23 protein-coding genes and 1 tRNA gene are annotated in these 23,825 nt (G+C 62.9%); 12 read left to right on the top strand and 12 right to left on the bottom strand.

Annotated elements, in window-relative coordinates:
* The first annotated feature begins 63 nt into the window (after positions 1-63).
* From hemA to CJU94_RS07320, 6 genes are all read left to right on the top strand, one after another.
* Positions 64-1,350, top strand: coding sequence for a glutamyl-tRNA reductase (gene hemA, locus CJU94_RS07345; RefSeq protein ID WP_095418125.1), 1,287 nt, complete (start codon positions 64-66; stop codon positions 1,348-1,350).
* Positions 1,351-1,475: 125 nt separating this feature from the next.
* Entirely contained in the window at positions 1,476-2,558 is a 1,083-nt protein-coding gene (prfA, locus tag CJU94_RS07340; protein ID WP_095418124.1) for a peptide chain release factor 1, read from the top strand.
* 7 nt (positions 2,559-2,565) lie between these two features.
* Entirely contained in the window at positions 2,566-3,426 is an 861-nt protein-coding gene (gene prmC / locus CJU94_RS07335) for a peptide chain release factor N(5)-glutamine methyltransferase (protein WP_095418123.1), read from the top strand.
* 118 nt (positions 3,427-3,544) lie between these two features.
* The gene (gene grxD / locus CJU94_RS07330) at positions 3,545-3,856 is read left to right on the top strand and encodes a Grx4 family monothiol glutaredoxin (RefSeq protein ID WP_007180255.1); all 312 of its coding nucleotides are present in this window, start codon (positions 3,545-3,547) and stop codon (positions 3,854-3,856) included.
* Positions 3,857-3,899: 43 nt separating this feature from the next.
* The gene (locus tag CJU94_RS07325; RefSeq protein WP_095418122.1) at positions 3,900-4,499 is read left to right on the top strand and encodes a UbiX family flavin prenyltransferase; all 600 of its coding nucleotides are present in this window, start codon (positions 3,900-3,902) and stop codon (positions 4,497-4,499) included.
* Between the two features lie 154 nt (positions 4,500-4,653).
* A complete protein-coding gene (locus CJU94_RS07320) occupies positions 4,654-5,439 on the top strand; it encodes a DODA-type extradiol aromatic ring-opening family dioxygenase (RefSeq protein ID WP_095418121.1) in 786 nt (261 codons plus the stop codon).
* A 126-nt stretch (positions 5,440-5,565) separates the two neighbouring features.
* Here CJU94_RS07320 and CJU94_RS07315 read toward each other — a convergent pair whose 3' ends face one another.
* On the bottom strand, positions 5,566-7,161 hold the full coding sequence (locus CJU94_RS07315) for an APC family permease (RefSeq protein WP_095418120.1): 1,596 nt from the start codon (positions 7,159-7,161) through the stop codon (positions 5,566-5,568).
* Between the two features lie 482 nt (positions 7,162-7,643).
* Between CJU94_RS07315 and CJU94_RS07310 the strand changes: the two genes are divergently transcribed.
* Positions 7,644-7,847: a cold-shock protein gene (locus tag CJU94_RS07310; protein ID WP_007180251.1), complete on the top strand. Its 204-nt coding sequence runs from the start codon at positions 7,644-7,646 to the stop codon at positions 7,845-7,847.
* 110 nt (positions 7,848-7,957) lie between these two features.
* Here CJU94_RS07310 and CJU94_RS07305 read toward each other — a convergent pair whose 3' ends face one another.
* Positions 7,958-9,208: an Hsp70 family protein gene (locus CJU94_RS07305; protein WP_095418119.1), complete on the bottom strand. Its 1,251-nt coding sequence runs from the start codon at positions 9,206-9,208 to the stop codon at positions 7,958-7,960.
* Between the two features lie 188 nt (positions 9,209-9,396).
* Here CJU94_RS07305 and CJU94_RS07300 point away from each other — a divergent pair, with 188 nt between their 5' ends.
* On the top strand, positions 9,397-10,872 hold the full coding sequence (locus tag CJU94_RS07300) for an MFS transporter (RefSeq protein ID WP_095418118.1): 1,476 nt from the start codon (positions 9,397-9,399) through the stop codon (positions 10,870-10,872).
* Between the two features lie 58 nt (positions 10,873-10,930).
* Here the strand turns inward: CJU94_RS07300 and CJU94_RS07295 are convergent, their stop codons facing one another.
* From CJU94_RS07295 to istA, 4 genes are all read right to left on the bottom strand, one after another.
* Positions 10,931-11,524, bottom strand: coding sequence for a nitroreductase family protein (locus tag CJU94_RS07295; RefSeq protein ID WP_208645351.1), 594 nt, complete (start codon positions 11,522-11,524; stop codon positions 10,931-10,933).
* 188 nt (positions 11,525-11,712) lie between these two features.
* A complete protein-coding gene (locus CJU94_RS07290) occupies positions 11,713-12,996 on the bottom strand; it encodes an MFS transporter (protein ID WP_095418117.1) in 1,284 nt (427 codons plus the stop codon).
* Between the two features lie 161 nt (positions 12,997-13,157).
* Positions 13,158-13,976: an IS21-like element helper ATPase IstB gene (gene istB, locus CJU94_RS07285; RefSeq protein WP_095418116.1), complete on the bottom strand. Its 819-nt coding sequence runs from the start codon at positions 13,974-13,976 to the stop codon at positions 13,158-13,160.
* Positions 13,973-15,466, bottom strand: coding sequence for an IS21 family transposase (istA, locus tag CJU94_RS07280; protein ID WP_095418115.1), 1,494 nt, complete (start codon positions 15,464-15,466; stop codon positions 13,973-13,975). The genes istB and istA overlap by 4 nt, the downstream gene beginning before the upstream one ends.
* A 235-nt stretch (positions 15,467-15,701) precedes the next feature.
* Here istA and CJU94_RS07275 point away from each other — a divergent pair, with 235 nt between their 5' ends.
* Positions 15,702-16,352 (top strand): TetR/AcrR family transcriptional regulator, encoded by a 651-nt coding sequence (locus CJU94_RS07275; RefSeq protein ID WP_095418114.1) that lies wholly within the window; start codon positions 15,702-15,704, stop codon positions 16,350-16,352.
* Between the two features lie 103 nt (positions 16,353-16,455).
* The gene (locus CJU94_RS07270) at positions 16,456-17,010 is read left to right on the top strand and encodes a DUF1415 domain-containing protein (RefSeq protein WP_095418113.1); all 555 of its coding nucleotides are present in this window, start codon (positions 16,456-16,458) and stop codon (positions 17,008-17,010) included.
* A 37-nt stretch (positions 17,011-17,047) separates the two neighbouring features.
* Here the strand turns inward: CJU94_RS07270 and CJU94_RS07265 are convergent, their stop codons facing one another.
* Positions 17,048-17,890 (bottom strand): class I SAM-dependent methyltransferase, encoded by an 843-nt coding sequence (locus CJU94_RS07265; protein WP_095418112.1) that lies wholly within the window; start codon positions 17,888-17,890, stop codon positions 17,048-17,050.
* Between the two features lie 386 nt (positions 17,891-18,276).
* On the opposite strand from CJU94_RS07265, the gene CJU94_RS07260 reads away from it, so the two are divergent.
* The gene (locus tag CJU94_RS07260) at positions 18,277-18,597 is read left to right on the top strand and encodes a type II toxin-antitoxin system HicA family toxin (RefSeq protein WP_007180243.1); all 321 of its coding nucleotides are present in this window, start codon (positions 18,277-18,279) and stop codon (positions 18,595-18,597) included.
* An 82-nt stretch (positions 18,598-18,679) separates the two neighbouring features.
* Here CJU94_RS07260 and CJU94_RS07255 read toward each other — a convergent pair whose 3' ends face one another.
* Positions 18,680-18,889 carry a DUF1059 domain-containing protein gene (locus CJU94_RS07255; RefSeq protein WP_095418111.1) on the bottom strand — a complete coding sequence of 70 codons (210 nt, stop codon included), beginning with the start codon at positions 18,887-18,889 and terminating at the stop codon, positions 18,680-18,682.
* Between the two features lie 384 nt (positions 18,890-19,273).
* On the opposite strand from CJU94_RS07255, the gene CJU94_RS07250 reads away from it, so the two are divergent.
* On the top strand, positions 19,274-20,566 hold the full coding sequence (locus CJU94_RS07250) for a TIGR03862 family flavoprotein (RefSeq protein ID WP_095418110.1): 1,293 nt from the start codon (positions 19,274-19,276) through the stop codon (positions 20,564-20,566).
* A gap of 30 nt (positions 20,567-20,596) precedes the next feature.
* Here the strand turns inward: CJU94_RS07250 and CJU94_RS07245 are convergent, their stop codons facing one another.
* The 4 genes from CJU94_RS07245 to CJU94_RS07230 all read right to left on the bottom strand — a co-directional run bounded on the left by CJU94_RS07245 (position 20,597) and on the right by CJU94_RS07230 (position 23,747).
* Complete coding sequence (locus tag CJU94_RS07245; RefSeq protein ID WP_095420248.1) at positions 20,597-21,721, bottom strand: methyltransferase; 1,125 nt, start codon at positions 21,719-21,721, stop codon at positions 20,597-20,599.
* A gap of 739 nt (positions 21,722-22,460) precedes the next feature.
* A tRNA-Thr gene (locus tag CJU94_RS07240) sits at positions 22,461-22,536 on the bottom strand.
* A 19-nt stretch (positions 22,537-22,555) separates the two neighbouring features.
* Positions 22,556-23,065: a ClpXP protease specificity-enhancing factor gene (locus CJU94_RS07235; protein ID WP_095418109.1), complete on the bottom strand. Its 510-nt coding sequence runs from the start codon at positions 23,063-23,065 to the stop codon at positions 22,556-22,558.
* A 70-nt stretch (positions 23,066-23,135) separates the two neighbouring features.
* Positions 23,136-23,747 carry a glutathione S-transferase N-terminal domain-containing protein gene (locus CJU94_RS07230; protein ID WP_006052302.1) on the bottom strand — a complete coding sequence of 204 codons (612 nt, stop codon included), beginning with the start codon at positions 23,745-23,747 and terminating at the stop codon, positions 23,136-23,138.
* Between the last annotated feature and the right edge of the window lie 78 nt (positions 23,748-23,825).

Here is a 23,825-nt window from a genome sequence, read left to right as displayed (position 1 = left end):
CGTCCTCACAATGTAAGAATCGTGGAAACGCTATAATATTCAGCTAAACCATAGCTCCCCCAAATGCAGCTTCTAACGATCGGAATCAATCACCACACTGCGCCTGTCGCCTTGCGCGAACGCGTGGCGTTTCCGCTCGAACAGATCAAGCCTGCACTGGACACCTTCAAGAGCATCTGGCTCGGCCCGTCGGTCCGCACGGCGCCGGAAGCCGCGATCCTGTCCACCTGTAATCGCACCGAGCTCTACTGCGCAACCGACGACCAGGCCGCGCGCGAAGCCGCGATCCAGTGGCTGTCCCGTTATCACAACCTGCCCATCGACGAACTCGCGCCGCACGTCTACGCGCTGCCGCAGTCGGAAGCCGTGCGCCACGCGTTTCGCGTCGCGTCCGGGCTGGATTCGATGGTGTTGGGCGAGACGCAAATCGTCGGACAAATGAAGGACGCGGTGCGCACCGCGTCCGAAGCCGGCGCGCTCGGCACCTACTTGAACCAGTTGTTCCAGCGCACCTTTGCCGTGGCGAAGGAAGTGCGCAGCACGACTGAAATCGGCGCGCAGTCGGTTTCCATGGCGGCCGCCGCCGTGCGCCTCGCCCAGCGGATTTTCGACAAGGTTTCGAACCAGCGCGTGCTGTTCATCGGCGCGGGCGAAATGATCGAACTCTGCGCCACGCACTTCGCCGCGCAGCAACCGCGCGAACTGGTGGTCGCGAACCGCACGGCCGAGCGCGGCACGCGGCTCGCCGAGCGGTTCAACGGCCGGGCCATCCCGCTCTCCGATCTACCCACGCGCATGCACGAGTTCGACATCATCGTGTCGTGCACCGCGTCCACCTTGCCGATCATCGGTTTGGGCGCGGTCGAGCGGGCGGTCAAAGCGCGCCGCCACCGGCCGATTTTCATGGTCGATCTGGCCGTTCCGCGCGATATCGAGCCCGAAGTCGGCAAGCTCGAAGACGTGTTCCTGTACACCGTCGACGACCTCGGCGCGATCGTCCGCGAAGGCAATGCGTCGCGGCAAGCCGCGGTCGCGCAGGCCGAATCGATCATCGAAACGCGCGTGCAGAATTTCATGCAATGGCTGGACGCGCGCAGCATCGTGCCGGTGATCCGCCATATGCACACGCAGGCCGACGTGCTGCGTCGCGCAGAAGTGGAGCGCGCGCAAAAAATGCTCGCACGCGGCGACGATCCGGCCGCCGTGCTCGAGGCGCTGTCGCAGTCGCTCACCAACAAACTGATCCACGGCCCCACGCACGCACTCAATCGCGCGAGCAGCGAAAACCGTGACACGCTCATCGAACTCATGAGCGGTTTCTACAAGCACTCCGGTTCCACGGAGCGTTAGCGGCGCAGCCAGCGCCCGCGCTGTCCGCGCTGCCCGCACGTGGCCCGCGACATGCTTCTGACCAAGGGCATCCGCCCATTCCCCTAGTCGTCGTCCTTGCCGGAGTCCGCTCCGATACCCGTCCGATGAAAACGAGCATGCAACGCAAGCTCGACCAGCTCACTACCCGGCTGGCCGAACTGAACGATCTGTTGAGCCGAGAGGACATCACCTCGAATCTCGACCAATACCGCAAGCTCACGCGGGAACACGCCGAGCTCGGGCCGGTGGTCGAGCACTACGCGCTGTGGCGCCAGGCCATGAACGACGCGGCTACCGCGCAGGAATTGCTGGCGGATGCGTCCATGCGCGACTTCGCGGAAGATGAAATTCGCGCCGCGCGCGAGCGCATGGACAAGCTCGGCGCCGAGCTGCAGAAGATGCTGCTGCCGAAAGATCCGAACGACGACCGCAACATCTTCCTCGAAATCCGCGCCGGAACAGGCGGCGACGAATCCGCGCTGTTCGCGGGCGACCTGCTGCGCATGTACCTGCGCTATGCCGAGCGCAACCGCTGGCAAGTGGAGATGATGTCGGCGAGCGAATCCGATCTGGGCGGCTACAAGGAAGTGATCGTGCGGATCGCCGGTGAGGCCGCCTATTCGAAGCTCAAGTTCGAGTCCGGCGGCCATCGGGTGCAACGCGTGCCGGCGACCGAAACCCAAGGCCGCATCCACACGTCGGCCTGCACGGTCGCGGTCATGCCGGAAGCGGACGAAATCGGCGAAGTCGAGATCAATCCCGCCGATCTGCGCATCGACACGTTTCGCGCGTCCGGCGCGGGCGGGCAGCACATCAACAAGACCGATTCGGCGGTGCGCGTCACGCACTTGCCGACCGGTATCGTCGTCGAATGCCAGGACGACCGTTCGCAGCACAAGAACAAGGACCGCGCGCTGAAGGTGCTGGCCGCGCGCATCAAGGACAAGCAGTCGCACGAACAGCAGGCGAAAGAAGCCGCCACGCGCAAGAGCCTGATCGGCTCGGGCGACCGTTCGGAGCGGATTCGCACCTACAACTTCCCGCAAGGGCGTTTGACGGACCACCGGATCAACCTGACGCTCTACCGCCTCGACGCCATCATGGACGGCGATCTCGACGAGCTGATCGCGGCGCTCGTCAGCGAGCATCAGGCCGAATTGCTGGCCTCCCTGGGCGACGCGGACTGAAGCGCGCATGACGTCGGCCACACCCGCTACACCCGCGACGCCTGCCGCGCTGTTGCGCGCCTCGCCGCTGCCGCCGCTCGAAGCGCGGATTCTGCTCACGCACGTGCTCGGCTGGCGGCCCACGCAATTGATCACGCGCAGCGACGAATCGCTCGTGCCCGAGCTGGTTGCACGTTACCGGGCGCTGGAAGCGCGCCGCGTAGCCGGCGAGCCGGTGGCGCAACTGGTCGGCGCCCGGGAATTTTTTGGGCTGGATTTCGAAGTCACGCCGCACGTGCTCATTCCGCGCCCCGAGACCGAGTTGCTGGTCGACACCGCGCTGGCGGCGCTGGAACACCTCGCGCGTCCATGTGTGCTCGATCTCGGTACCGGCACCGGCGCGATTGCCGTTGCGATTGCATCGATGCGGCCCGACGCACGGGTCTGGGCGCTCGACCGCTCCGCCGAAGCGCTGGCGGTCGCCACGCGCAACGCCGCCCGCCTGCTCGACGCGAAGCGCCCCGGCGGCGCTGTCGTGCTGACGCAAAGCGACTGGTACGACTCGCTCGACGCCGACTTGCGCTTTAACGTGATCGTCAGCAATCCGCCGTATATCGCGAGCGGCGATCCGCATCTGGACGAAGGCGATCTGCGCTTCGAACCGCGCGGCGCGCTCACCGACGAAGCCGACGGGCTCAACGCGATCCGCGCGATCATCGCCGGCGCACCCACACGGCTCGCCGCCAACGGCGTATTGTGGATCGAGCACGGCTACGATCAGGCCGAAGCCGTGCGCGGCTTGCTGACGGCGCAAGGCTTTGCGCACGTGCGCTCGGAGCGCGATCTTGCCGGCATCGAGCGGATCAGCGGCGGCCGTCTGGCCGGCTGACGCGCATCGCCTAATATCCACAATCGCCGCACGGACATCGCGGGGTTCGGCCGGCTGTATCGAAATCCGCTATCATTTCAGCCTATTCCCTACACATCACGGAACCGCAAGGTCAGTCATGGACACGCAACAACGCATCAAGCAAATCGTCGACGACAACGCCGTCGTCCTCTTCATGAAGGGCACCGCTCAGTTCCCGATGTGCGGCTTTTCGGGCCGCGCCATTCAGATCCTGAAGGCGTGCGGCGTCGGTGAGATCAAAACCGTCAACGTCCTCGAAGACGACGAAGTCCGCCAGGGCATCAAGCAGTTCTCGAACTGGCCGACCATTCCGCAGCTCTATGTGAAGGGCGAATTCATCGGCGGCTCGGACATCATGATGGAAATGTACGAATCGGGCGAACTGCAGCAGTTGTTTGCCGCGGCCTGAGCGGCCCCGGTCCACACACCCTGCCCCCACGGCGCCGCGAGCCATGACAACACGCGCTGCGGCGCCACGCCGGCTGATCGTCGCGATCACCGGCGCGACCGGCGCCATCTACGGCATCCGGCTGCTCGAAACGCTGCGCCGGCTGGGCGGCGTGGAAAGCCACCTGCTGATTTCGAGCGCGGGGTGGCTCAATATCCAGCACGAACTCCAGTTGAGCAAAGAAGATGTGCATCCGCTCGCGGATGTCGTCCATTCGGTGCGCGACGTCGGCGCAAGCATCGCGTCCGGCTCGTTTGCCACCGACGGCATGGTGGTCGCCCCTTGCTCGATGAAGACGCTCGCCAGCGTCGCACACGGTTTCTCGGACAACCTGATCACGCGCGCCGCCGACGTCACGCTCAAGGAGCGCCGCCGCCTCGTGCTGCTGGTGCGCGAAACGCCGTTTAATCTCGCGCATCTGCGCAACATGACGGCCGTTACCGAGATGGGCGGCGTGATCTTTCCGCCCTTGCCCGCTTTCTACAACCAACCCGCTTCCATCGACGAAATGGTCGATCACACCGTGGCGCGCGTGCTGGATCTGTTCGCGCTCGGGCCGGCCATGTCGCCGTCGTGGGCTGGGCTGCGCGGCGCTCAGGAATAGCGGGCGCGGCGTGGCTAAGTCTGTGCATGTGCGCAGATTGACAACATCTGCGACACAATCAATTCCTTTTTAGCCCGTTTATCAAACAGCCGTTCGCCCCTATATTGGTAGCAGCCCAATCTTTGCGCCGCACTTAAGCAGCGGCGCTGCTGCCATGAACCGCTTGCCTTCGCTTTTCCTGTCGCACGGCGCTCCCACGCTGCCGATCGACCCATCGTTGCCGTCCGCCGAATTCGGCACACTTGGCGCGCAACTGCCGCGTCCCGAATCGGTGCTGATGCTCTCGGCCCATTGGGGCACGGCGCAGCCGGTGGCGAGCACGTCGACGGCGCCGGAAACCATTCACGACTTCTACGGCTTTCCGCGCCAGTTGTACGAGATCCAGTACCCCGCTCCGGGCGCGCCGGACGTGGCGCGCCGTGCCGCCGTGCTGCTCAACGACAACGGCATCCTCGCGGACGCCCAGCCGCACGGACTCGACCACGGCGCATGGGTACCGATGCTGCTCATGTTCCCACACGCCGACGTGCCCGTCGCCCAGTTGTCCATCCAGCCGAATAAGGACGCGGCGCATCACTTCCGCGTCGGCCGAGCGCTGCGTTCGCTGAGAGACGACGGCGTGATGGTGATCGGCTCCGGCCAGATCACGCACAACCTGCGCGCCGCCGACTTCTCCGCGCGCCCCGAGGATGCCGATCCGCGCGTCGCCGAATTCACCGGCTGGTTCGAGGAAAAGCTCGCCGCGCACGATATCGATGCGCTGTTCGACTACCGCCGCCAGGCGCCGCACGCAGTGCTGATGCACCCGACCGACGAGCATCTGCTACCCGTCTTCGCGGCATTGGGCGCGGCGGACGACGATTATTCGCTGACCATCCAGTCGCTTGGAACGTATCAGCGCTCGCTTGCCATGACGAACTACGTGTTCGGCACCGCCTGATCCGGCGGGCGCTTCTAGCGCATGACCTCACGGCTGCAAACAAAAACCCCCGCCTGGAGCAATCCAGACGGGGGTTTTCTACAGCGGATCCGGGAGCGATCCCGCTAGCAGACTCAGCGCGGCACCTTAGTGAGCACCGATGCCTTCGAGCACTTCGTCATGCTCCTGGCGCTCATCCAGATATTCCGAGCGATAGCCGCTATTCACGCCCCAGTAGTAAAACACTAGCGAAAACGCGATAACCACCAGCATGTCCCAGCCGTAAGGGATCAGGTCGTGACCGCCGAACTGCTTGCTGCCGATCAGCGACAGAATCGCCATCACCGGCAGATAAGCGACCAGCCACCACGCCGCCTTCAGATCACGTCCCCAGCCGGCAAAACCCGACTTCGCCTGAAAGTAGAAGTACACCGGCAGAGCGACGACCATCAGCAGAATGATCTCGCCGGTCAGCGGCCACTTCGCCCAGTACAGGATCAGCGACGCGCAAACGAACGCGAACGGCGCAATGATCTTCATGCCCGGAATGTGCAACGGACGGTCGAGGTCCGTTGCCGCGCGGCGCAGGGACATCAGGCTGATTGGGCCGGTCAGGTACGAAATCACCGTGGCGACCGAGATCACCGCCGCCAGCGAACTCCAGCCGCGGAAGAAGAACAGGAAAATGAACGACACCAGCAGGTTGAACCACATGGCCTGACGCGGCACGCCGTAGAACGGGTGCACGTTGCCGAACATCTTCGGCATCGTGTTGTTGCGCTCCATCGCGTAGATCATGCGGCTGGTGGTCGCCATATAGGTCGTACCGGTGCCGCTCGGGCTAACGAATGCGTCGACGTAGAGCAGGATTGCCAGCCAGTTCAGGTTCAGCGCGATCGCCAGTTCGGCGAAGGGCGACGCGAAGTTGAAGTGGCTCCAGCCTTTCACCACGTCGCTCGGGTTCACCGCGCCGATATACGCGACTTGCAGCAGCACGTAGATCACCAGGGCGAGCAGGATCGAGCCGATCACCGCGAACGGCACGCTCCTCGCCGGATTGCGCGCTTCGCCGGCAAGGTTGATCGGGCTCTGGAAGCCGTTGAACGCGAACACGATGCCGCTCGTCGCCACGGCGGTCAGCACCGCCGACCAGCCGTACGGTGCGAAGGTGCTCACCTCGCCGAAGTTTTCCTTGTGAAAGCCCGTCAGCATCAGGCCGAGAATCGTCGCGCCGGGGATCAGGAACTTGAAGATCGTGATCGCCGAATTGGCGCGCGCGAACAGCTTCACGCCCCAGTAGTTCAGCAAGAAGTAAATGATCACGAGTGCCGCGGAGAGCAATAACCCGTTGGTGGTTAATGACCCGTCGACGAATAGCGCGTGCGCCCATGGATAGGGCCACGTACTCATATATTGAATGGATGCTTCAGCTTCGATGGGAATAACCGAAACGATTGCGATCCAGTTCGCCCATGCGCTGATGAAGCCGACCAGCGCCCCGTGCGAATAGCGCGCATAACGGACCATGCCGCCGGATTCCGGGAACATCGCGCCGAGCTCGGCGTACGTCAATGCGATCGCGAGAATCACGACCGCGCCGATCACCCATGCACAAATGGCAGCGGGCCCGGCAATTTTTGCAGCCTTCCACGCGCCGAACAGCCAGCCCGATCCGATGATCGAACCCAAGCCGGTGAGCATTAGCGCAAACGGCCCGATGTTCCGTTGTATAGAACTTTTCACATCTTCTCCTGTGTCGGCCAGAGGTAGTGCTTAGCATTTGCTCCGGCCCATGCAAGTTTGCAGCAGAACCATGTCGGCACCGCGTGACAACGCCTGTGGCGTTGGGAGACGGGGTGACGCACATGTTTGCGCGACGTTCCATCCCGATCAGGTGCAACCGACGCGCGGCGCGTAGTTTAACGGTTGCACCCAGGCCCTGCAGCGAAACTAAGGGTTCTCCCTAGCAAAAAACTCGGACGAATAGCAAGGTTTGTAAGCAATTTTTGCGCCTGTTCCCCGAAAGTACGTAAAGTTGTGTGGAGACTGTTGACCTTCTCTCAAAATCGCCGTATAACGTTCGGGCAGGATTTCAAGCGGCGAGTGAATTGGTCTTTCGTAGTTCGCCCATCAACGGTACTCCGGTTGGTCCCATTACCCCCTTCCTTGATTTTCATGCACTCTCTGGGCTTCGGCCTTATTTACCATCTTTAGGAACAAGTAATATGGAAACCGGTACCGTCAAGTGGTTCAATGACGCAAAGGGCTTTGGCTTCATCACGCCGGACGGCGGTGGCGAAGATCTGTTCGCGCATTTCTCGGAAATCCGCACGGAAGGCTTCAAGACGCTGCAAGAAAACCAAAAGGTTACGTTTGAAGTGAAGACGGGCCCGAAGGGCAAGCAAGCTGCTAACATCAAGCCGGTGTAAGCGACACGCTTCCTTCTGGACGCAAAAAACCCCGCCTCGGCGGGGTTTTTTTATATCTGCTGCAACAGCAGAAGCGATTATCTTCGCTAATTGCGATTGGTAATCTTTGGTTATCCGAACAGACGACGCGCGTGAATACCGAGCCCGGTTGCCACACTCGCGAGACGGTCGCCGAATACCGCCTTGGCATCGGGAAACGCCGCCGCCAATGCGCTCGATAAAAACGCCAGACCCGTCGAGCCGCCGGTGAAATAAATCGCGCTGAGTTCGCGTGTCGTGACACCGGCCGACTGCACCGTGTCGCGCGCCGCCTGCACGATGCGCCGCGTTTCCTCCTGCCCGGCCTGGATGAGTTGTGCTTCGTCGAACGCGAGGCGCAGGTCGTCTTCCACTTCGTCGAGATCGATCACGGTCTCGCCGCCCGCCGCCACGCCGATCTTCGCCTCTTCCGCATGCGCCGCCAGCGCGTGGCCCAAACGACGGTCCACGACCCGCATCAGGCGGTCGTGATGCTTGACCTCGGTGAACAGGTGCCGCATCAGCGCGAGTTCGCTGACGCGCTTCGGGGCGTAGACGGTGTTGATCAGATGCCAGGTCGCTAGATCGAAATAGACCCGGTTCGGGATCTCGCGGCCTTCCGGGTCCAGCGTCTGATAGCCCAATTCGCGCAGGATCGTCGCCAGTTCCACGCGACGGTCGAAATCCGTTCCCGCGACGTGCACGCCATGATGGGCCAGCACGTCGTCCTTGCGCTCGACGCGCTTCATGCGTTCCGGTCCGACCCGCACCAGCGAGAAGTCCGAGGTGCCGCCGCCGATGTCGGCCACCAGCACGAGCCCTTCTTCCGTCAGATGCGATTCGTAGTCGAACGCGGCCGCGATCGGCTCATACTGAAAGTGGATCTCCTGCAGACCGACCGAGCGCGCCGCCGCTTCGAGTTGACGCTGCGCCATCTGGTCGGCGCGCGGGTCGTCGTCGACGAAAAACACCGGGCGGCCCAGCACGGCGCGGCTGATCGGGCCGCCGGCGCTTGTTTCGGCCGAGCGCTTGAGGTGATCGATGAAAATCGCGATCACGTCGGTGTACTTGATCGCGGAGCCGTCGCCCAGATCGGTGGAATTCTCGGCGAGCGGCGAGCCGAGAATGCTCTTCATCGAGCGCATCAGGCGGCCGTCGAAGCCGTCAATGTACGCGGCGAGCGCGGCCCGCCCAAATTCGCGGGTGTTTTCGTCGGTGTTGAAAAAGACCGAGGTGGGCAGCGTCGTGTAGGCGCCCTCGACCGGCGCGAGCTTGAGCGCGCCGCCGTCAGGAACGGCCACGGCCGAGTTGGAAGTACCGAAGTCAATCGCGCAATAGTTCATGGCAGGAATCGCCGCTCACGGCTGGCGCGGACAGAAGGGGAGCGGCTTTGTATCACGAAAGGCCAATCAGCATCAACTGACGTTTCGGGTGCGGCCGCAAGAACGGAGAAGCCTGGCTCGACGGAACGAATATTGCTCATTTCGACAGGATACGCCGCCAATTTTCGGAATTCAGGAGACTTCAAGCAATGAGCGCGCCGCCTGCTGCCGCTGTCCACGAAAAAACCGCCGCGGTGGTCGATACGGACCTGCCCTCGCGGCTCGACCGCTTGCCGTGGGCTCGCTTTCACTCCTTGATCGTGGTGGCGCTGGGTGTGACATGGCTGCTCGACGGGCTGGAAGTGACGCTCGCGGGCGCGGTGGCAAGTGCGTTGAAGTCTAGTCCATCGTTGCACTTTACCAACGCCGATGTCGGTCTGGCGGGCAGCGCGTACATAGCCGGCGCGGTGCTGGGCGCACTCGGGTTCGGCTGGCTGACCGACCGGTTCGGCCGTCGCAAGCTGTTTTTCATCACGCTCGCGCTTTATTTGGCGGCGACCGCGGCCACCGCGCTGTCGTGGAATCTGGCCAGCTTTCTGCTGTTCCGCTTCCTGACCGGCGCGGGCATCGGCGGCGAATACACGGCAATCAATTCGACGATCCAGGAGTTCACGCCGGCGCGTGTGCGAGGCTGGACCGATCTGGGCATCAACGGCACGTTCTGGATCGGGGCAGGGCTCGGCGCGGCCGGCTCGCTGGTGCTGCTCGATCCGCATCTGCTGCCGGCCGACTGGGGCTGGCGCGCCTGCTTCTTCATCGGCGCGGTGCTCGCGCTGGGCATTCTGCCGATGCGCATCTGGGTGCCCGAAAGCCCGCGCTGGCTGCTCACGCACGGCAACGAGCGCGACGCGCGCGCAATCGTCGAAGGGATTGAAACGCGCTTTCGCCACGAAGGCCACACGCTATCCGACGACGACCTCATGCGTCTGCGGCTGCGCGCTCGCGGACATACGCCGCTGCGCGAGGTGTTCCATACGCTCTTCAACGTACATCGACGCCGCGCGCTGGTCGGCCTGTCGCTGATGACCGCGCAGGCATTCTTCTACAACGCGATCTTCTTCACGTACGCACTGGTGCTCACCGATTTCTACCACGTGCCGGGCGACCGCATCGGCTGGTATCTGCTGCCCTTCGCGCTTGGCAATTTCCTCGGCCCGCTGCTGCTCGGCCGGCTGTTCGACGTGATCGGCCGACGCAAAATGATCTCGGCAACTTACGCGATGTCCGCCATCCTGCTGACGCTGAGCGGCTACCTGTTCGAGCAGCAAATGCTCACGGTCGTCACGCAGACGATCGCGTGGATGGTGATTTTCTTCTTTGCGTCGGCGGCCGCGAGTTCGGCCTATCTGACCGTTAGCGAATCGTTCCCGCTGGAAATTCGCGCGCTGGCGATCGCGGTCTTCTACGCATTCGGCACGGCGCTCGGCGGCATTGCCGGACCGGCGTTCTTCGGCCGGCTGATCGACACGCATCAGCGCGGCGCAGTGTTTTCAGGCTATCTGGTCGGCTCGGGGCTGATGCTCGCAGCGGCGGTAATCGCGGCGATCTGGGGCGTGGATGCGGAGCGCAAGTCGCTGGAGAGCGTGGCCACGCCGCTGTCGAGCGTCGCGGAGGGCGAAGAATAGAAAAACGCGCGGTTCTCGCCGCGCGTTCTTTCTGCCTCGACGGACGAACTCAAGCTGCTTAGAACGCCTTCTTCCAGCCGCCGCCATAGGCGATTTCCGCGAGCGGCAAACGCTGGCGCACGGACTTCTCGCGCTCGCGCAACACCGGATCCAGCTTGTCGACTTCGCCGTAGTGACCGAGCGAAATAATCGCGATCACGTCGACGTCGCTCGGCAGCTTGAACACCGTGCGGAACGCGTTCGGGTCAAAACCGCTCATCTGGTGCGCGGCCAGACCGAGCGCATGCGCCTGCAACACGAGCGCCATCGCCGCGGCGCCCGCGTCGTAGGGTGCGCAGCGATTCACGTCGCCCTTATTGGTGAGCGTGTGCGTGGTCACCGCGATCAGCACCGGCGCCGACACGTTCCAGCCCTGGTTGAACGGCACCAGCGTGGCAAAGGCCTGCTTGAACGAGACTTCATCGACGCTGCGGTCGAATACGAGAAAACGCCACGGCTGCGCGTTGTACGAAGACGGCGCCCAGCGTGCCGCTTCGAGCACGGATTGCAGATGCTCGCGGCTCACCGGCTCGCTCGAATACGCGCGCGGGCTCCAGCGGCCTGCAATCAGCTCGTGAATGGCGACTGCGGTAGGGGCGGGTTTGTTGGTCATGCGCTTCTCTCGGTCGAAATTCATGATCGACGGGCGGGTGCCCGGGGTCACATAGCATAACCGGGCTTCGGCGCGCATGCTCCATCGAGCGAACAGTTTGTTTGCACGCCGGCATCCCCAGCGAAACGGCCCCATACGGAGCCGCGGTTCCCAACAATCGTGCAGTGCTCCGCTCGCGACGTGCGGCCTCACACCGCCTGCGCTGCCGGCGCTCTGGCGGGCCTGTTGATCCGCAACACGATCACCGCCGCCACGAGGCACAAGCCGCCCGAAATCATCGACGCCACCGTGTAGGTGCCAAGGCTCGCGCGCAGCATGCCCGCGCCAAGGGCCGCGAACGCCGCGCCGAGCTGGTGGCCGGCGACGACCCAGCCGAACACCACCGGCGCCGCTTCCTTGCCGTAGACGTCGGTGGCCAGACGCACCGTGGGTGGCACGGTGGCGATCCAGTCGAGGCCGTAGAACACGGCGAACAGCGGTAGACCGAAGAAGTCGATGCCGAACGCGTGCGGCAGATACATCAGCGACAAGCCGCGCAGGCCGTAGTACCAGAACAGCAGCACGCGGCTATTGAAGCGGTCGGACAACCAGCCTGAGAGCGTCGTGCCGAACAGATCGAAGATGCCCATGGCGGCGAGCAGCGAAGCGCCCTGCACTTCGGTCATGCCGTAGTCGCCGCACATCGCGATCAGATGGGTGCCCACGTAGCCGTTGGTGCTCGCGCCACAGATAAAGAAGCTGAAAAACAGCAGCCAGAAGTCGCGTGTTTTGCTCGCCATGGCGAGTGTGCCGAACGCGATAGCCAGCGGATTCTGTTTGGTGACGGCGCTGTTGATGGGCGTATCGTGCGGCTCGCCGTACGGACGCAGCTTCATGTCGGCCGGCCGTTCGGGCAGCAGAAACGCCACCAGCGGAATCACGATCGCGGCAGCGATGGCGACGACCCACACCACTTGCCGCCAGCCGTAATGCTCGGCGATGGCCGCGAGCATCGGCAGGAACACCAGCTGGCCGGTCGCCGAGCTGGCCGTGAGGATGCCCATGACGAGGCCACGCCGCGTGGTGAACCAGCGCGTCACCACGGTCGCCGACAACGACAGCGCCGCGACGCCCGTCGAGCCGCCGACCATCACGCCCCAGATCAGCACCATTTGCCATGGGTGAGTCATCAACGACGAGAGCGCCACGCCCGCCGCCATCGTGCCGAGTGCGGCCAGCAGCGTGGGACGCACGCCGAACCGCTGCATCGCCGCGGCCGCGAACGGCCCCATCAGACCGTACAACGCGATGTTCACCGAAATCGCCAGTGAGATCGTTGCGCGGCTCCAGCCGAACTGGTGCTCGAGCGGCACCATCATCACACTCGGCGTGGCGCGCGTGCCCGCCGCCGCCAGCAGCACCAGAAACACCACCGCGACGGTCAACCAGCCGTAATGAAAACGCCCGCCAATCAGTTTCGCTGCCCAGTTCATCGGTTCTCCAATCGACGCCTGCCTTGCAGGCCGCGCCGCTCACATTCTTACGACTTCGGTAAAGGACTTGTGACAGATCAGTCACAATCTAGACAGCGTCAAGCAGCACGGCCGGTCAGCGACAACTATTTTGGCCGGTCAACGGGTGTAGTTGTCGCTGGCTAATTCATAGTTGTCGCGCCTCCATCGTAATTGTCGTTGGGTAATTGTCGCCGGCGCGCGCTCTGTTTGTCGCTGGCCTTTCGACGGCGATAGCTTTCTACATTCAGTTCAAAGATCGTCGAGTGATGGACGAGCCGGTCGATGGCTGCGACCGTCATGCCGGGGTCGGGGAACACATCATTCCAGCCAGAGAACGGCTGATTGGCCGTTATTAAAAGACTTTTGCGCTCATACCTCTCGGCGATCAGTTCGAACAGTACGCTGGTTTCGGCCTGGTCCTTGCGCGCGTACGACAGGTCATCCAGGATGATGAGATCGAAGCGATCGAGCTTCGCGAGCGCGGATGGCAGTTGCAGGCTCTGGCGTGCAGCCTGGAGCTTCTGGACGAGTTCGCTGGTGCGCGTGAACAGCACCCGGTAGCCAGCGTCGATCAGCGCGTGTCCGATAGCCGATCCCAGATGACTCTTGCCGGCACCAGGCGGCCCGAACAGGAGAATCGTGGCGCCTTTCTCCAGCCAGGATTCCCCGGTTGCCAGCGCAGTGACATGCGCCTTCGAGACCATCGGCACCATGCCGAAGTCGAAGGTAGCAAGTGTCTTGGTCGGGTCCAGATGCGACTCGGTTCGGTGGCGCTCGATGCGTCGTTTGGCGCGCTCGGCCAGTTCGTGCTCGAGCAATGCGCCGAGCAGCCGTGAAGCCTGCCAGCCTTCCTTGTCAGAGCGTTCCGCGAACTCGGGCCACAACCTGCCGATCGTCGGCAGGCGCAGCTCGTTGAGCATGAGGGCCAGACGACCGTTCTCATAGGCGGGTGCGTTCATGCGGCCGCCTTGTCGAGCAGTTCGTCATAGACTGCGATGGGAGGCATCTCGACCACCACCTCGGGACACAGCGCCTCACGCGGAGCGAATTCGTCGCGCAACTGTTTCAGGTCGGGCAGTTCGCCGACTACGAGCAACGCATCAAGCCGCTGCGCCAGCAACGCTTCAACGCCGTGGTGCCCTGCAAGTTCGAGCAACCCCACCATGGTCTTGCATGCCTGACGTTGCGTCAGTTGCGCCTCCAGCCGCTCCCAGGTCCGGCGGTAGGCATCGCGCGGAAACAGCGCGTCGCGAAACGCAAGTCCCCTGAACGCCTGAGGCTTGCGCTTGAGAGAGTCAATGAAGTGACGGTAATCCAGTGCGTGGCGGTTGTCGGCGGCACGGGAGCCTCGCGGCGTACTGTGCACCAGCGCGCCCGACAGATAGCAGTCGAGCCGGTCACCGTAGAGACGCACCTTCAGGCGGTGGCCGATCAGGCGCGACGGCGCGCTGTACAGGATGCCGCGCACGGTGAACGTGCTGCAACGGGTCACGAGCGCCTCTTCCTCGACGAAGTCAGTGGTACGGCGTTCAGGCAAATCCTGCAACTGTGTGCGCTCAATGCGAAACGCCGCGGCGTTGCGCCGGTTCCGGCGCATCACCACCTCACGGATGAATTCATCGTAAGCCGCCCGGTCAGCGAAGTCGCGATGGCCGCGCAGCATCAGAGCCTGGTCGACCGCTTCCTTCAGATACCGGTGCGAGGATTCCACGCTGCCGTTCTCGTGGCCCAGCCCGCGGTTATTGCGCGTGCCCTCCATGCCGTAATGGTCGAGTAACGCCGCATAACGCGTCGTTAAGTCGTCCTGCTCCTGCAAGTTCTTGAAGGCGGCCGACAGGCTGTCAGAGCGATGTTCGTGCGGGCTGCCGCCCGCCTGCCATAGCGCGTTCTGCAATCCCGCAGCGAGGGCCTCGAAACTCTCGCCACCCTCAACAACGTTCGCATACTCCCAGCGCGAGAACGCCAGTACGAAGTGATACAGGCGGTGGCCAAACGGGGCGCCGCCGATCGTCACGCACAGCTTGCTCATATCGGTGAAGTCCGACAGTCCGCGCACGCCGGGCTGATGCTCCTGGGGGAAGAACACCTCCAGGCTAGGCCCTTCGAGTGCCCGCCACTGGCGGATACGTCGCTCCAGCGTGCGACGCATGCTATCGGGATATCGATCCGGGTGATCATCCTGCAGCTTGCGCAGGACCGTGATGCCCATCAGGTTGGGCGCGTTGCGCAGCAGTGGTACGACTTCGCTGTCCCATACGTCGACGAAGGGATCAGGGCGGGTCCGCCATGATTGACGCGGCTTCTGGGAGGGCAACGTGGCATCGCGCTCGATGCGGCGTGCCGTACGCACGCTGATACCGGTCTTGGCGGCCGCGACTTCCTGCGGATGGTGTTTGCGCTTGTTCATGTAGAGACGAACCTGTTGGTCGGTAATGCGGGTTCCAGACATGAGCTGACCGCTTTTTATTTAAGCTTCGATCAGCCCATCCTAAAGCCCCGTCGACCTGGCGCCGCCGGTGGTTCGTCGTCTCCGGCGGCTACGCCGCCTCCAACTCCTCACCACCGGCCAAAACAATCGTCAACGACCGGCCAAGACAATTGTCGCCGCCCACACAATCGGTGTTGCGATATTAGTTACTGGTCGGTAACATGTCAAGGCATCACGTTTATTCAGGTGGTCACCCATGTCCGACAGAGAAACTCCCAAGCCGGCCGGCGCACGGCGTGCGCGCGGCACGCAGACGGCCGGGCCGCAGGCGCAGCAGAACCTGCTGCGGGCCGCGGACGAGTTGTTCTATCGCGAGGGCGTGCGAGCCGTCGGCGTCGACGCGGTGGTCGAGCGGGCCGGCGTGAACAAGATGAGCCTGTACCGCCAGTTTTCGTCCAAGGACGACCTGGTCATCGCTTATCTGGAGCGCAAGGACGAGCAGTTCTTCGGCTACGTGGAAAGGAGCTTCGCCAAACATCCCGGCGAACCGGCTAAACAGCTTCAGCAATATTTCGAGGACCTCGCGGGACGCGCGTCGATCGACGACTATCGCGGCTGCCCTTTTGTGAACGTGTCGGTGGAGTTTCCGGATGCGGCGCATCCGGCGCGGCAGTTCGTGTTCCGCAACAAGGCGCGGTTGATGGCCCGACTCAGGGAGCTGGCCGCGGCGGCGGGCGCCGACGATCCGGAAGCGCTGGCCGATGCGCTCGCTTTGATGATTGAAGGTGTGTACGCGGCCAGTCAAACGTACGGCCCGGGATGCGGGCCGATTCGGGCCGCGCCGAAAGTCGCCGCGCAATTGATCGCCGCCGCATGCGGCCCGGCAGCCGCGCCTTCTAACGAGTGAGATTTCACCTTCGCGCCGTGTTTGTGCGAGGCTGTGCGCAACGCGCGAATTGCGCCGATCCGCGCCGTTAGAATGGCGTTTATTTTCCGCGCCGCCACCTGCCATGTCTTTGTCCGCCGAATCCCACGATGCAGTCATTGCCGCCACCCGTCACTGGCTAACCGAGGCGGTGATCGGCCTCAACCTGTGTCCGTTTGCAAAAGCGGTGCACGTGAAGGGCCAGATTCGCTACGCAGTCAGCGATGCCGTGGACATGGAAGGCGTGCTGGCCGATCTGGACACCGAGCTTCAGACGCTAATGGCGGCCGACCCCGAAGCTGTGGATACGACACTGTTAATCATGCCGCAAGCACTCAGCGATTTTCTCGATTACAACGACTGCCTGTTTTTCGCCGACCGGATGCTCAAGCAGCTTCGGCTCGAAGGCGTCGTCCAGATCGCCAGCTTTCATCCTCGGTATCAATTCGAAGACAGCAACCCCGACGATATCGAGAACTACACGAATCGGGCGCCCTATCCGATACTGCACTTGCTGCGCGAAGACAGTATCGAACGCGCGGTTCAGGCCTTTCCCGATGCGGAAGAAATCTACGAGCGGAATCAGGAAACGCTGCGGCGAATCGGCCTTGCCGGCTGGAATGCGTTGATGAAGCGGTGATCCACACGCCGGCTTGTCGCCGGTAAAAGCCGCCTAGTCAAGCCGGAACGAAAAACCGCTCTTTGAGTTCCTCGATACCGAGCGTTTCCATCACCTCGTTCAGGCGCTCGGCCGGCCGCCGCCTCGGCAGGTCCTTGTACTGGGCGATGATGAGTTCGTTCTTCATGGAATGCTCCCAGCCCACCAGTTCGGTCACGCTGACCTGATAGCCGTGCGCTTCGAGTTGCAAACACCGCAGCACGTTCGTAATCTGGCTGCCGAACTCCCGCGTATGCAACGGATGCCGCCAGATTTCCGTCAACGCGTTCCCAAGCGACCTGCCCTTGTTCTGCTTTAACACCCCCGCCACCTCCGCCTGACAGCACGGCACGACGACGATGTACTTTGCCTTCTTTTGCAGCGCGAAGCGCAGCGCGTCGTCGGTCGCCGTATTGCAGGCGTGCAGCGCCGTCACGATGTCGATCTGCGCCGGCAAGCGATCCGACGTGATGGAGTCCGCCACCGAGAGATTCAGGAACGACATACCCGTAAAGCCGAGCCGGGCCGCCAGTTCTTCCGACTTCGCGACGAGTTCCTCGCGCGTTTCGATGCCGTATATGTGCGAAGCCCCACCCGCCTGCGCCTGAAACTCCTTGAAGAAAAGGTCGTACAGGATAAAACCTAGATAGGACTTGCCCGCGCCGTGGTCGACGAGGGTGACGGCGCCCTGTTTGTCCTTGAGTTCCTTGAGCAGCGGCTCGATGAACTGGAACAGGTGGTACACCTGTTTCAGCTTGCGACGGCTGTCCTGGTTCATCTTGCCGTCGCGCGTGAGGATGTGGAGCTCCTTCAGCAATTCGACGGACTGGTTCGGACGGATTTCGTGGGATTTGCTGGACATCGGAAGAAACCGTCATCAATTACAGCGCGAACGTGCGACAGGTGACGGAAAAAGGGAAAAGTTGCTGCCAGTTTACCCAAAGTGCGGCCCGCTCACCGAAAGAGCCGCGCGAATCGTGCAAAAAATGGCATCAATCTGGAACACTTCCTGCTCTAAAAGCCGTTACGCGGGGGGCCAGATAGGCGCGAGAAGCAGCGTGCGTACCGGCTCAAGCCTTGTCGGCTTCGGCCGTGCCGCCTACAACAACTGGCTGCGGCCGTGACTTCGATCACGCGAACCGAGTGCATGTGGGGAGGACGGTCCCGGAACACGGGCCGAACGTTACGTAACCAGCAGCGCGCCGGAAATTCCAGCGGACGCGCGCTCGGAAAATAGAAGAGGCAGCAATGGATACGGTACCCAACGGAAATGTCGAACAGAAGTTTCAGGAAATGCTGGCGAAGCTCGTCGCCACTCCGGCCTGGTCGGAGAAGCAGCAGCTCGAGCTGGAAATGGCCCGCGACATCTCCACGGAAATGCTCCGCCTGGCTGAAGTCATGCGCGACGGCAGCGTGGACATGGAAACCTGCCTGACCATGCTCAAGTACGCCAAAGTACTCGACTTCGTCATGACGACGCTCGCTTCGCGGCGCGATATCAAGCCACAGACGCTGCGGGTCATCTTCAAACTCGCCGGGCTGAAGGTGGACGAGGCGTACCCCGGCTAGCACAGCCCAACGACGACGCTACCCGCTCGACGGCACAACGCCGGGCGGGCAGCACGGCCTTTTTCTCTGCCGAAAGACCAGCTCATCCGCGCGGCGCTTCGACGGGCGGCGTGCCATCGTGAAAGAGTGTCTTGAGCTGCGAACGCAATTCCGGCGAATCCGTGTGCTTATGAACAGCGACCGCGTGCTGAACCGCTGCGTCGAGCAATTCGCTCTCGCTGTCGGCCGATAGGGCGACGGTGCAGTTCGTTTCGCTCGGAAACTCGCGGCAATCAATATATTTGCGGGACATGGCAGTCTCCTTGATCCAGACGTTCAGATATCCACGCAGGCAGCAGACGCGCGAGCCACGACAGCGCCTTCGGTGACGCGGCGGCACGGACAGCATGAGGCGCGTCGAGCGGCAAGAAGGCGGGGAGCCTGGTTTGACATGGGAAAGACGCGCGCGGCGTCCGATGGAAGGTGTTTGGAAATTATAGGTCGCGCCGGCCGACAACCAAGCCGCAGGTGCGGGCCTGACCGACGCCAAGCCGCTCGAACCCAGGCTTTGTCGGCGCGCCAGCCTGCCCTTAAGTTTGCCCTGCGCTGGCCGCGATGTGAAAATAGCGCCCTTCGCGCCGCCCGATCATCCGGTCCGGGTGGCGCGCCTCCCCCGCTCGCTCATCCGCAGGTCCGCATGTCATCCTCATTCGATTCCGCCCGCGTCGCCGTGATCGGCGGCGGCCCCGCCGGCTTGATGGCTGCCGAGGCGCTGGCCCGGCAAGGCGTGCGGGTCGACGTCTATGACGCCATGCCGTCGGTCGGCCGCAAGTTCCTGATGGCGGGCAAAGGCGGCATGAACATCACGCATTCGGAACCGCTCGAACCGTTTCTCGGGCGCTACGGCGCGCGCCGCGAGCAACTCGCCCCGCTCGTGCAGGCCTTCGATCCCGACGCCCTGCGTGCATGGTTGCACGGGCTAGGTGTGGAGACCTTTGTCGGCAGTTCGGGGCGAGTTTTCCCCACCGACATGAAAGCCGCGCCGATGCTGCGTGCGTGGCTGCACAGGTTGCGCGAAGCGGGCGTGCGTTTTCACATGCGCCACAAGTGGACTGGCTGGGGCACTGAAGCAGGCGACGCCGCCGCCCATGCGCTCCGGTTCGCCACGCCCGTCGGCGAGCAAACCATGACCTTCGACGCGGTGGTGTTCGCGCTTGGCGGCGCAAGCTGGCCGCGTCTCGGCTCGGACGCCGCCTGGGTGCCGCTCATGGCCTCGCGCGAGGTGCCGGTGGCACCCTTGCTGCCGGCGAACTGCGGCTTCGACGCGGACTGGAGCCCGTATCTACGCGAGCGCTTTGCGGGCCAACCGGTCAAGCCGGTGGCCATCACAATCACCGACATAGACAATAAAGTCCACAATCGACAAGGTGAAATACTTCTGACCGAAACGGGCCTCGAAGGGAGTCTGATTTATGCCTTGTCGGCCGTGATCCGGGATCGAATTCGGGCAGACGGCGCCGCGACTATCGCGCTGGATCTGGCGCCGGGCTTGCCTTTGGAGCGGGTCGTCGCCGAAGTCACGCGTCCGCGCGGTTCACGCTCGATGTCGAGCCATCTGCACGGCCGGATCGGAATCGGCGGGGTCAAACTAGCGCTGTTGCATGAGATTCTGTCGAAAGAAGCCTTCGCCGACGCGAACGGCCTCGCGCACGCCCTCAAGGCGCTGCCGGTGCGTCTCACCCGCGCCAGGCCGATCGCAGAGGCCATCAGCACCGCTGGCGGCATTGCCTTCGAGGCGCTCGACGCGCACTTGATGATCGAGCGCCTGCCCGGCGCATTCTGCGCGGGCGAAATGCTCGACTGGGAAGCGCCGACGGGCGGCTACCTGCTCACCGCCTGCTTTGCGAGCGGCCTCGCAGCCGGACGCGGCGCGGCGGCATACGTGGGCACACACGTCGGCCATCTCAAGGCGCGCGGCGCATCGACGTGACGCACCGCGTGTGCCAACGCAAGCCGCCGCTTATCGCGGCTTCAGACGCCAAAGCGACGTGACTTCGGCCATCCGCGCCGTGTGCAGCGCATCGGTTTCATCGGTCGACTTGGGGTGGCGCGGACGAATGTCCTCGCGCCCGACCACGGTCAACCCGGCCTTGTCGATGGCGCCAAGCAGCCAGTCGCGCGTGCGCAAACCGAGATGCTCGGCGAAATCCGACATGATCAGCCAGCCTTCCCCGCCCGGCGACAGATGCTCCGCGAGGCCATTCAGGAAACCGAGCAGCATGCGGCTGTCCGGATCGTAAATCGCATATTCGATTGGAGAAGCGGGCCTTGCGGGCAGCCACGGCGGGTTGCAGACCACGAGCGGCGCGCGGCCTTCCGGAAACAGATCCGCCTGCACGACCTCGACCTGCTGGCCGTAGCCGAGACGCGTCAGGTTCTCACGCGCGCAAGCGAGCGCACGTGGATCCTGATCGGTGGCGATGATCTTCTTCACACCGCGTTTGGCGAGCAGCGCGGCCAACACGCCCGTCCCTGTGCCGATATCGAATGCCTTGTTCAGCGAAGGCAGCGACGTGCGCGCAACCAGATCCACATACTCGCCACGCACCGGGGAAAACACGCCGTAGTGCGGATGGATCCGCTCGCCGAGCGCGGCGATCTCGACGCCCTTCTTGCGCCACTCGTGCGCGCCGATCATGCCGAGCAGTTCCCGCAGCGACACGACCGAGGCCTCGCCGTTCGCCGGTCCGTACGTTTCGATGCAGGCTTGCTGGACATCGGGCGCGCGGCGCAGCGGAATACCGTAGGCGGCGTCGAGCGGGATCAGAATCATGCCGAGCGTGCGCGCGCGTTGCGACTGTGCCTGGCGATGCAGGTTGAACGCGTCGATCGGCGTTTCGCCCTGCTTGCGAGGCTTGCGCTCCAGCCGTCGCGTGACGGCCTGTAGCAACTGGCGAGCGTTCTGGAAATCGCCGTTCCACAGCAGCGTCGTTCCTTCGCAGGCAAGACGGTAAGCGGAATCGGCCGTCGTACGGTCGTCCGCGACGATCACGCGCTTGGGCGGCGGCACGGCCGCCTCGGAGCGCCAACGCGCGGTGCGGGGGCCGTCGGCTTCGGGCCAGGTAATGGTTGCAGGGCTGGTCATGGTGACGGTGGGGTCGGTGTTGCGGGAGCGACGCGCTGTAAAAAACCGCGTCATCGGGGGCGCTGCCCGCCGGAGTAGTGGATAGCGTGGCCGACTGACGCCCGAATAGTACCTCTGCCGTCCCGGTTCGCGGTGCGCTATCGGTGGCGAGACCCGGGAAAGGCGCTGCCCGCCGACATCGGCGACCAAATCGTGGACTGAAAAGTCCATAATCGACAAGGTGAAAGAGATATGGCAGTTTTGAACCGATTACGGGTTTCACCGAAGCTTTAGGGGGACCGGTTCTTTGGGCTTAGTACCGATAATGATTGGCTCGCATCTATCGGATCGCAGAGCTTTATTCGACTAAAAAATAGGAGAATTGATTATACGAGTGGGCACAATTCGTCTATTCCCAAGCGCAATGCAATGCAGGGTTTTACAGCCAGTAATGGACAGAAAGTAGTATGGCAGGTATAGTTTCCCAATTAATGGAACACAGCCATTCCTAAAAAGAACCTGAGAGACCAGACCATGGGCGGCGCCACATGACGACATTCACGACGTCAGCTCATTAAAAATAAGCCTTCAGTTGCGGGCGCCCGGTAGCGTTCGCAACTGTTTTTTTCATTAATCCGGCTATTCCCGACAACGCCCATTTATTGCGTAGCGATTTAATTGCTCGCGGTATGGAAACGCTTGCGCACGCCCAAAAAGAAAACGGGGCTTCTGAATAAACAGAAACCCCGTTTAATACAACTGGTGCCGGCTGCAGGACTCGAACCCGCCACCTCATGATTACAAGTCAAGCGCTCTACCTGATGAGCTAAGCCGGCATGAGGCCGTGATTCTACTTCATTTTACGATCTTGAGGCGAGCCCTTCCGCCACCTTTCGATCCGTCGTCGTCAGGCTGCGGACCGTCGGTCGCGCTTTCACCCTTCGCGGTCGCCGCGTCCGTCGCCGGCGCCGTCTCGACCGCACGTGGCGCGGGCGCCTCCGTCTCTTCGGTCAGTTCCGCGTCGGCGCCCGAATCCCGCGCCTCACCGCCCGCCGACTCGACCGGGAACGCCATGCCCTGGCCGTTTTCACGCGCGTAGATCGCGAGAATATTGGCGATCGGCACTTCGATCTTGTGCGACTTGCCGGAGAAACGCGCGCTGAACTCGATCCACTCATTGCCCATCTGCAACTGGCTGGTCGCCTCGAAGCTGATGTTCAACACGATTTCGTTGTCGCGCACGAACTGACGCGGCACGCGCGTCTGGTTGTCGACCCGGACCGCGATATGCGGCGTATAGCCGTTATCCGTGCACCACTCATAGAGCGCGCGCAGCAGGTAGGGCTTGGTGGAAATCTCTTGCATCAACAGTCCTCTTACCGGGCGCGGGCCCGCGCTCACTCAGCCGCGCGGCGCCCCCACCCCAAAGCCAAACTCAACGACGCATCACCTTTTCCGACGGCGTCAGCGCTTCGATATAGGCCGGGCGGCTGAAAATGCGCTCGGCGTACTTCATCAGCGGCGCGGCGTTCTTCGACAGTTCGATGCCGTAGTGGTCCAGACGCCACAGCAGCGGAGCAATCGCGACGTCGAGCATCGAGAACTCTTCGCCGAGCATGTACTTGTTCTTCAGGAAGATCGGCGCGAGTTGCGTCAGGCGATCGCGGATCGCGAGACGGGCCTTCTCGTGATTCTTCTCGGCGGCCTTGCCCTTTTCGTTTTCCAGCGTGCCGACGTGCACGAACAACTCTTTCTCGAAGTTCAGCAGGAACAGGCGGGCGCGGGCGCGCTGAACCGGGTCGGCCGGCATCAGTTGCGGGTGCGGGAAGCGCTCGTCGATATACTCGTTGATGATGTTCGATTCGTACAGAATCAGGTCCCGTTCGACGAGAATCGGCACCTGACCGTACGGATTCATCACTGCGATGTCTTCCGGCTTGTTAAACAGGTCGACGTCGCGGATCTCGAAGTCCATGCCCTTTTCGAACAACACCAGCCGGCAGCGCTGGGAGAACGGGCAAGTTGTGCCGGAATACAGAACCATCATGTTTACGTTTCCTCAAAAAGCTGAAAGGCCAGCGCACGGAAAAACCGTTCAGCAGGTTTTTCCTGGCGCCGGCCCCAC

It is taken from the genome of Paraburkholderia aromaticivorans (genome assembly GCF_002278075.1).
GTDB classification, from domain to species: domain Bacteria; phylum Pseudomonadota; class Gammaproteobacteria; order Burkholderiales; family Burkholderiaceae; genus Paraburkholderia; species Paraburkholderia aromaticivorans.
Note: the sequence above shows the minus strand (reverse complement) of the source record. Positions and strands in the feature narration are given on the sequence as shown.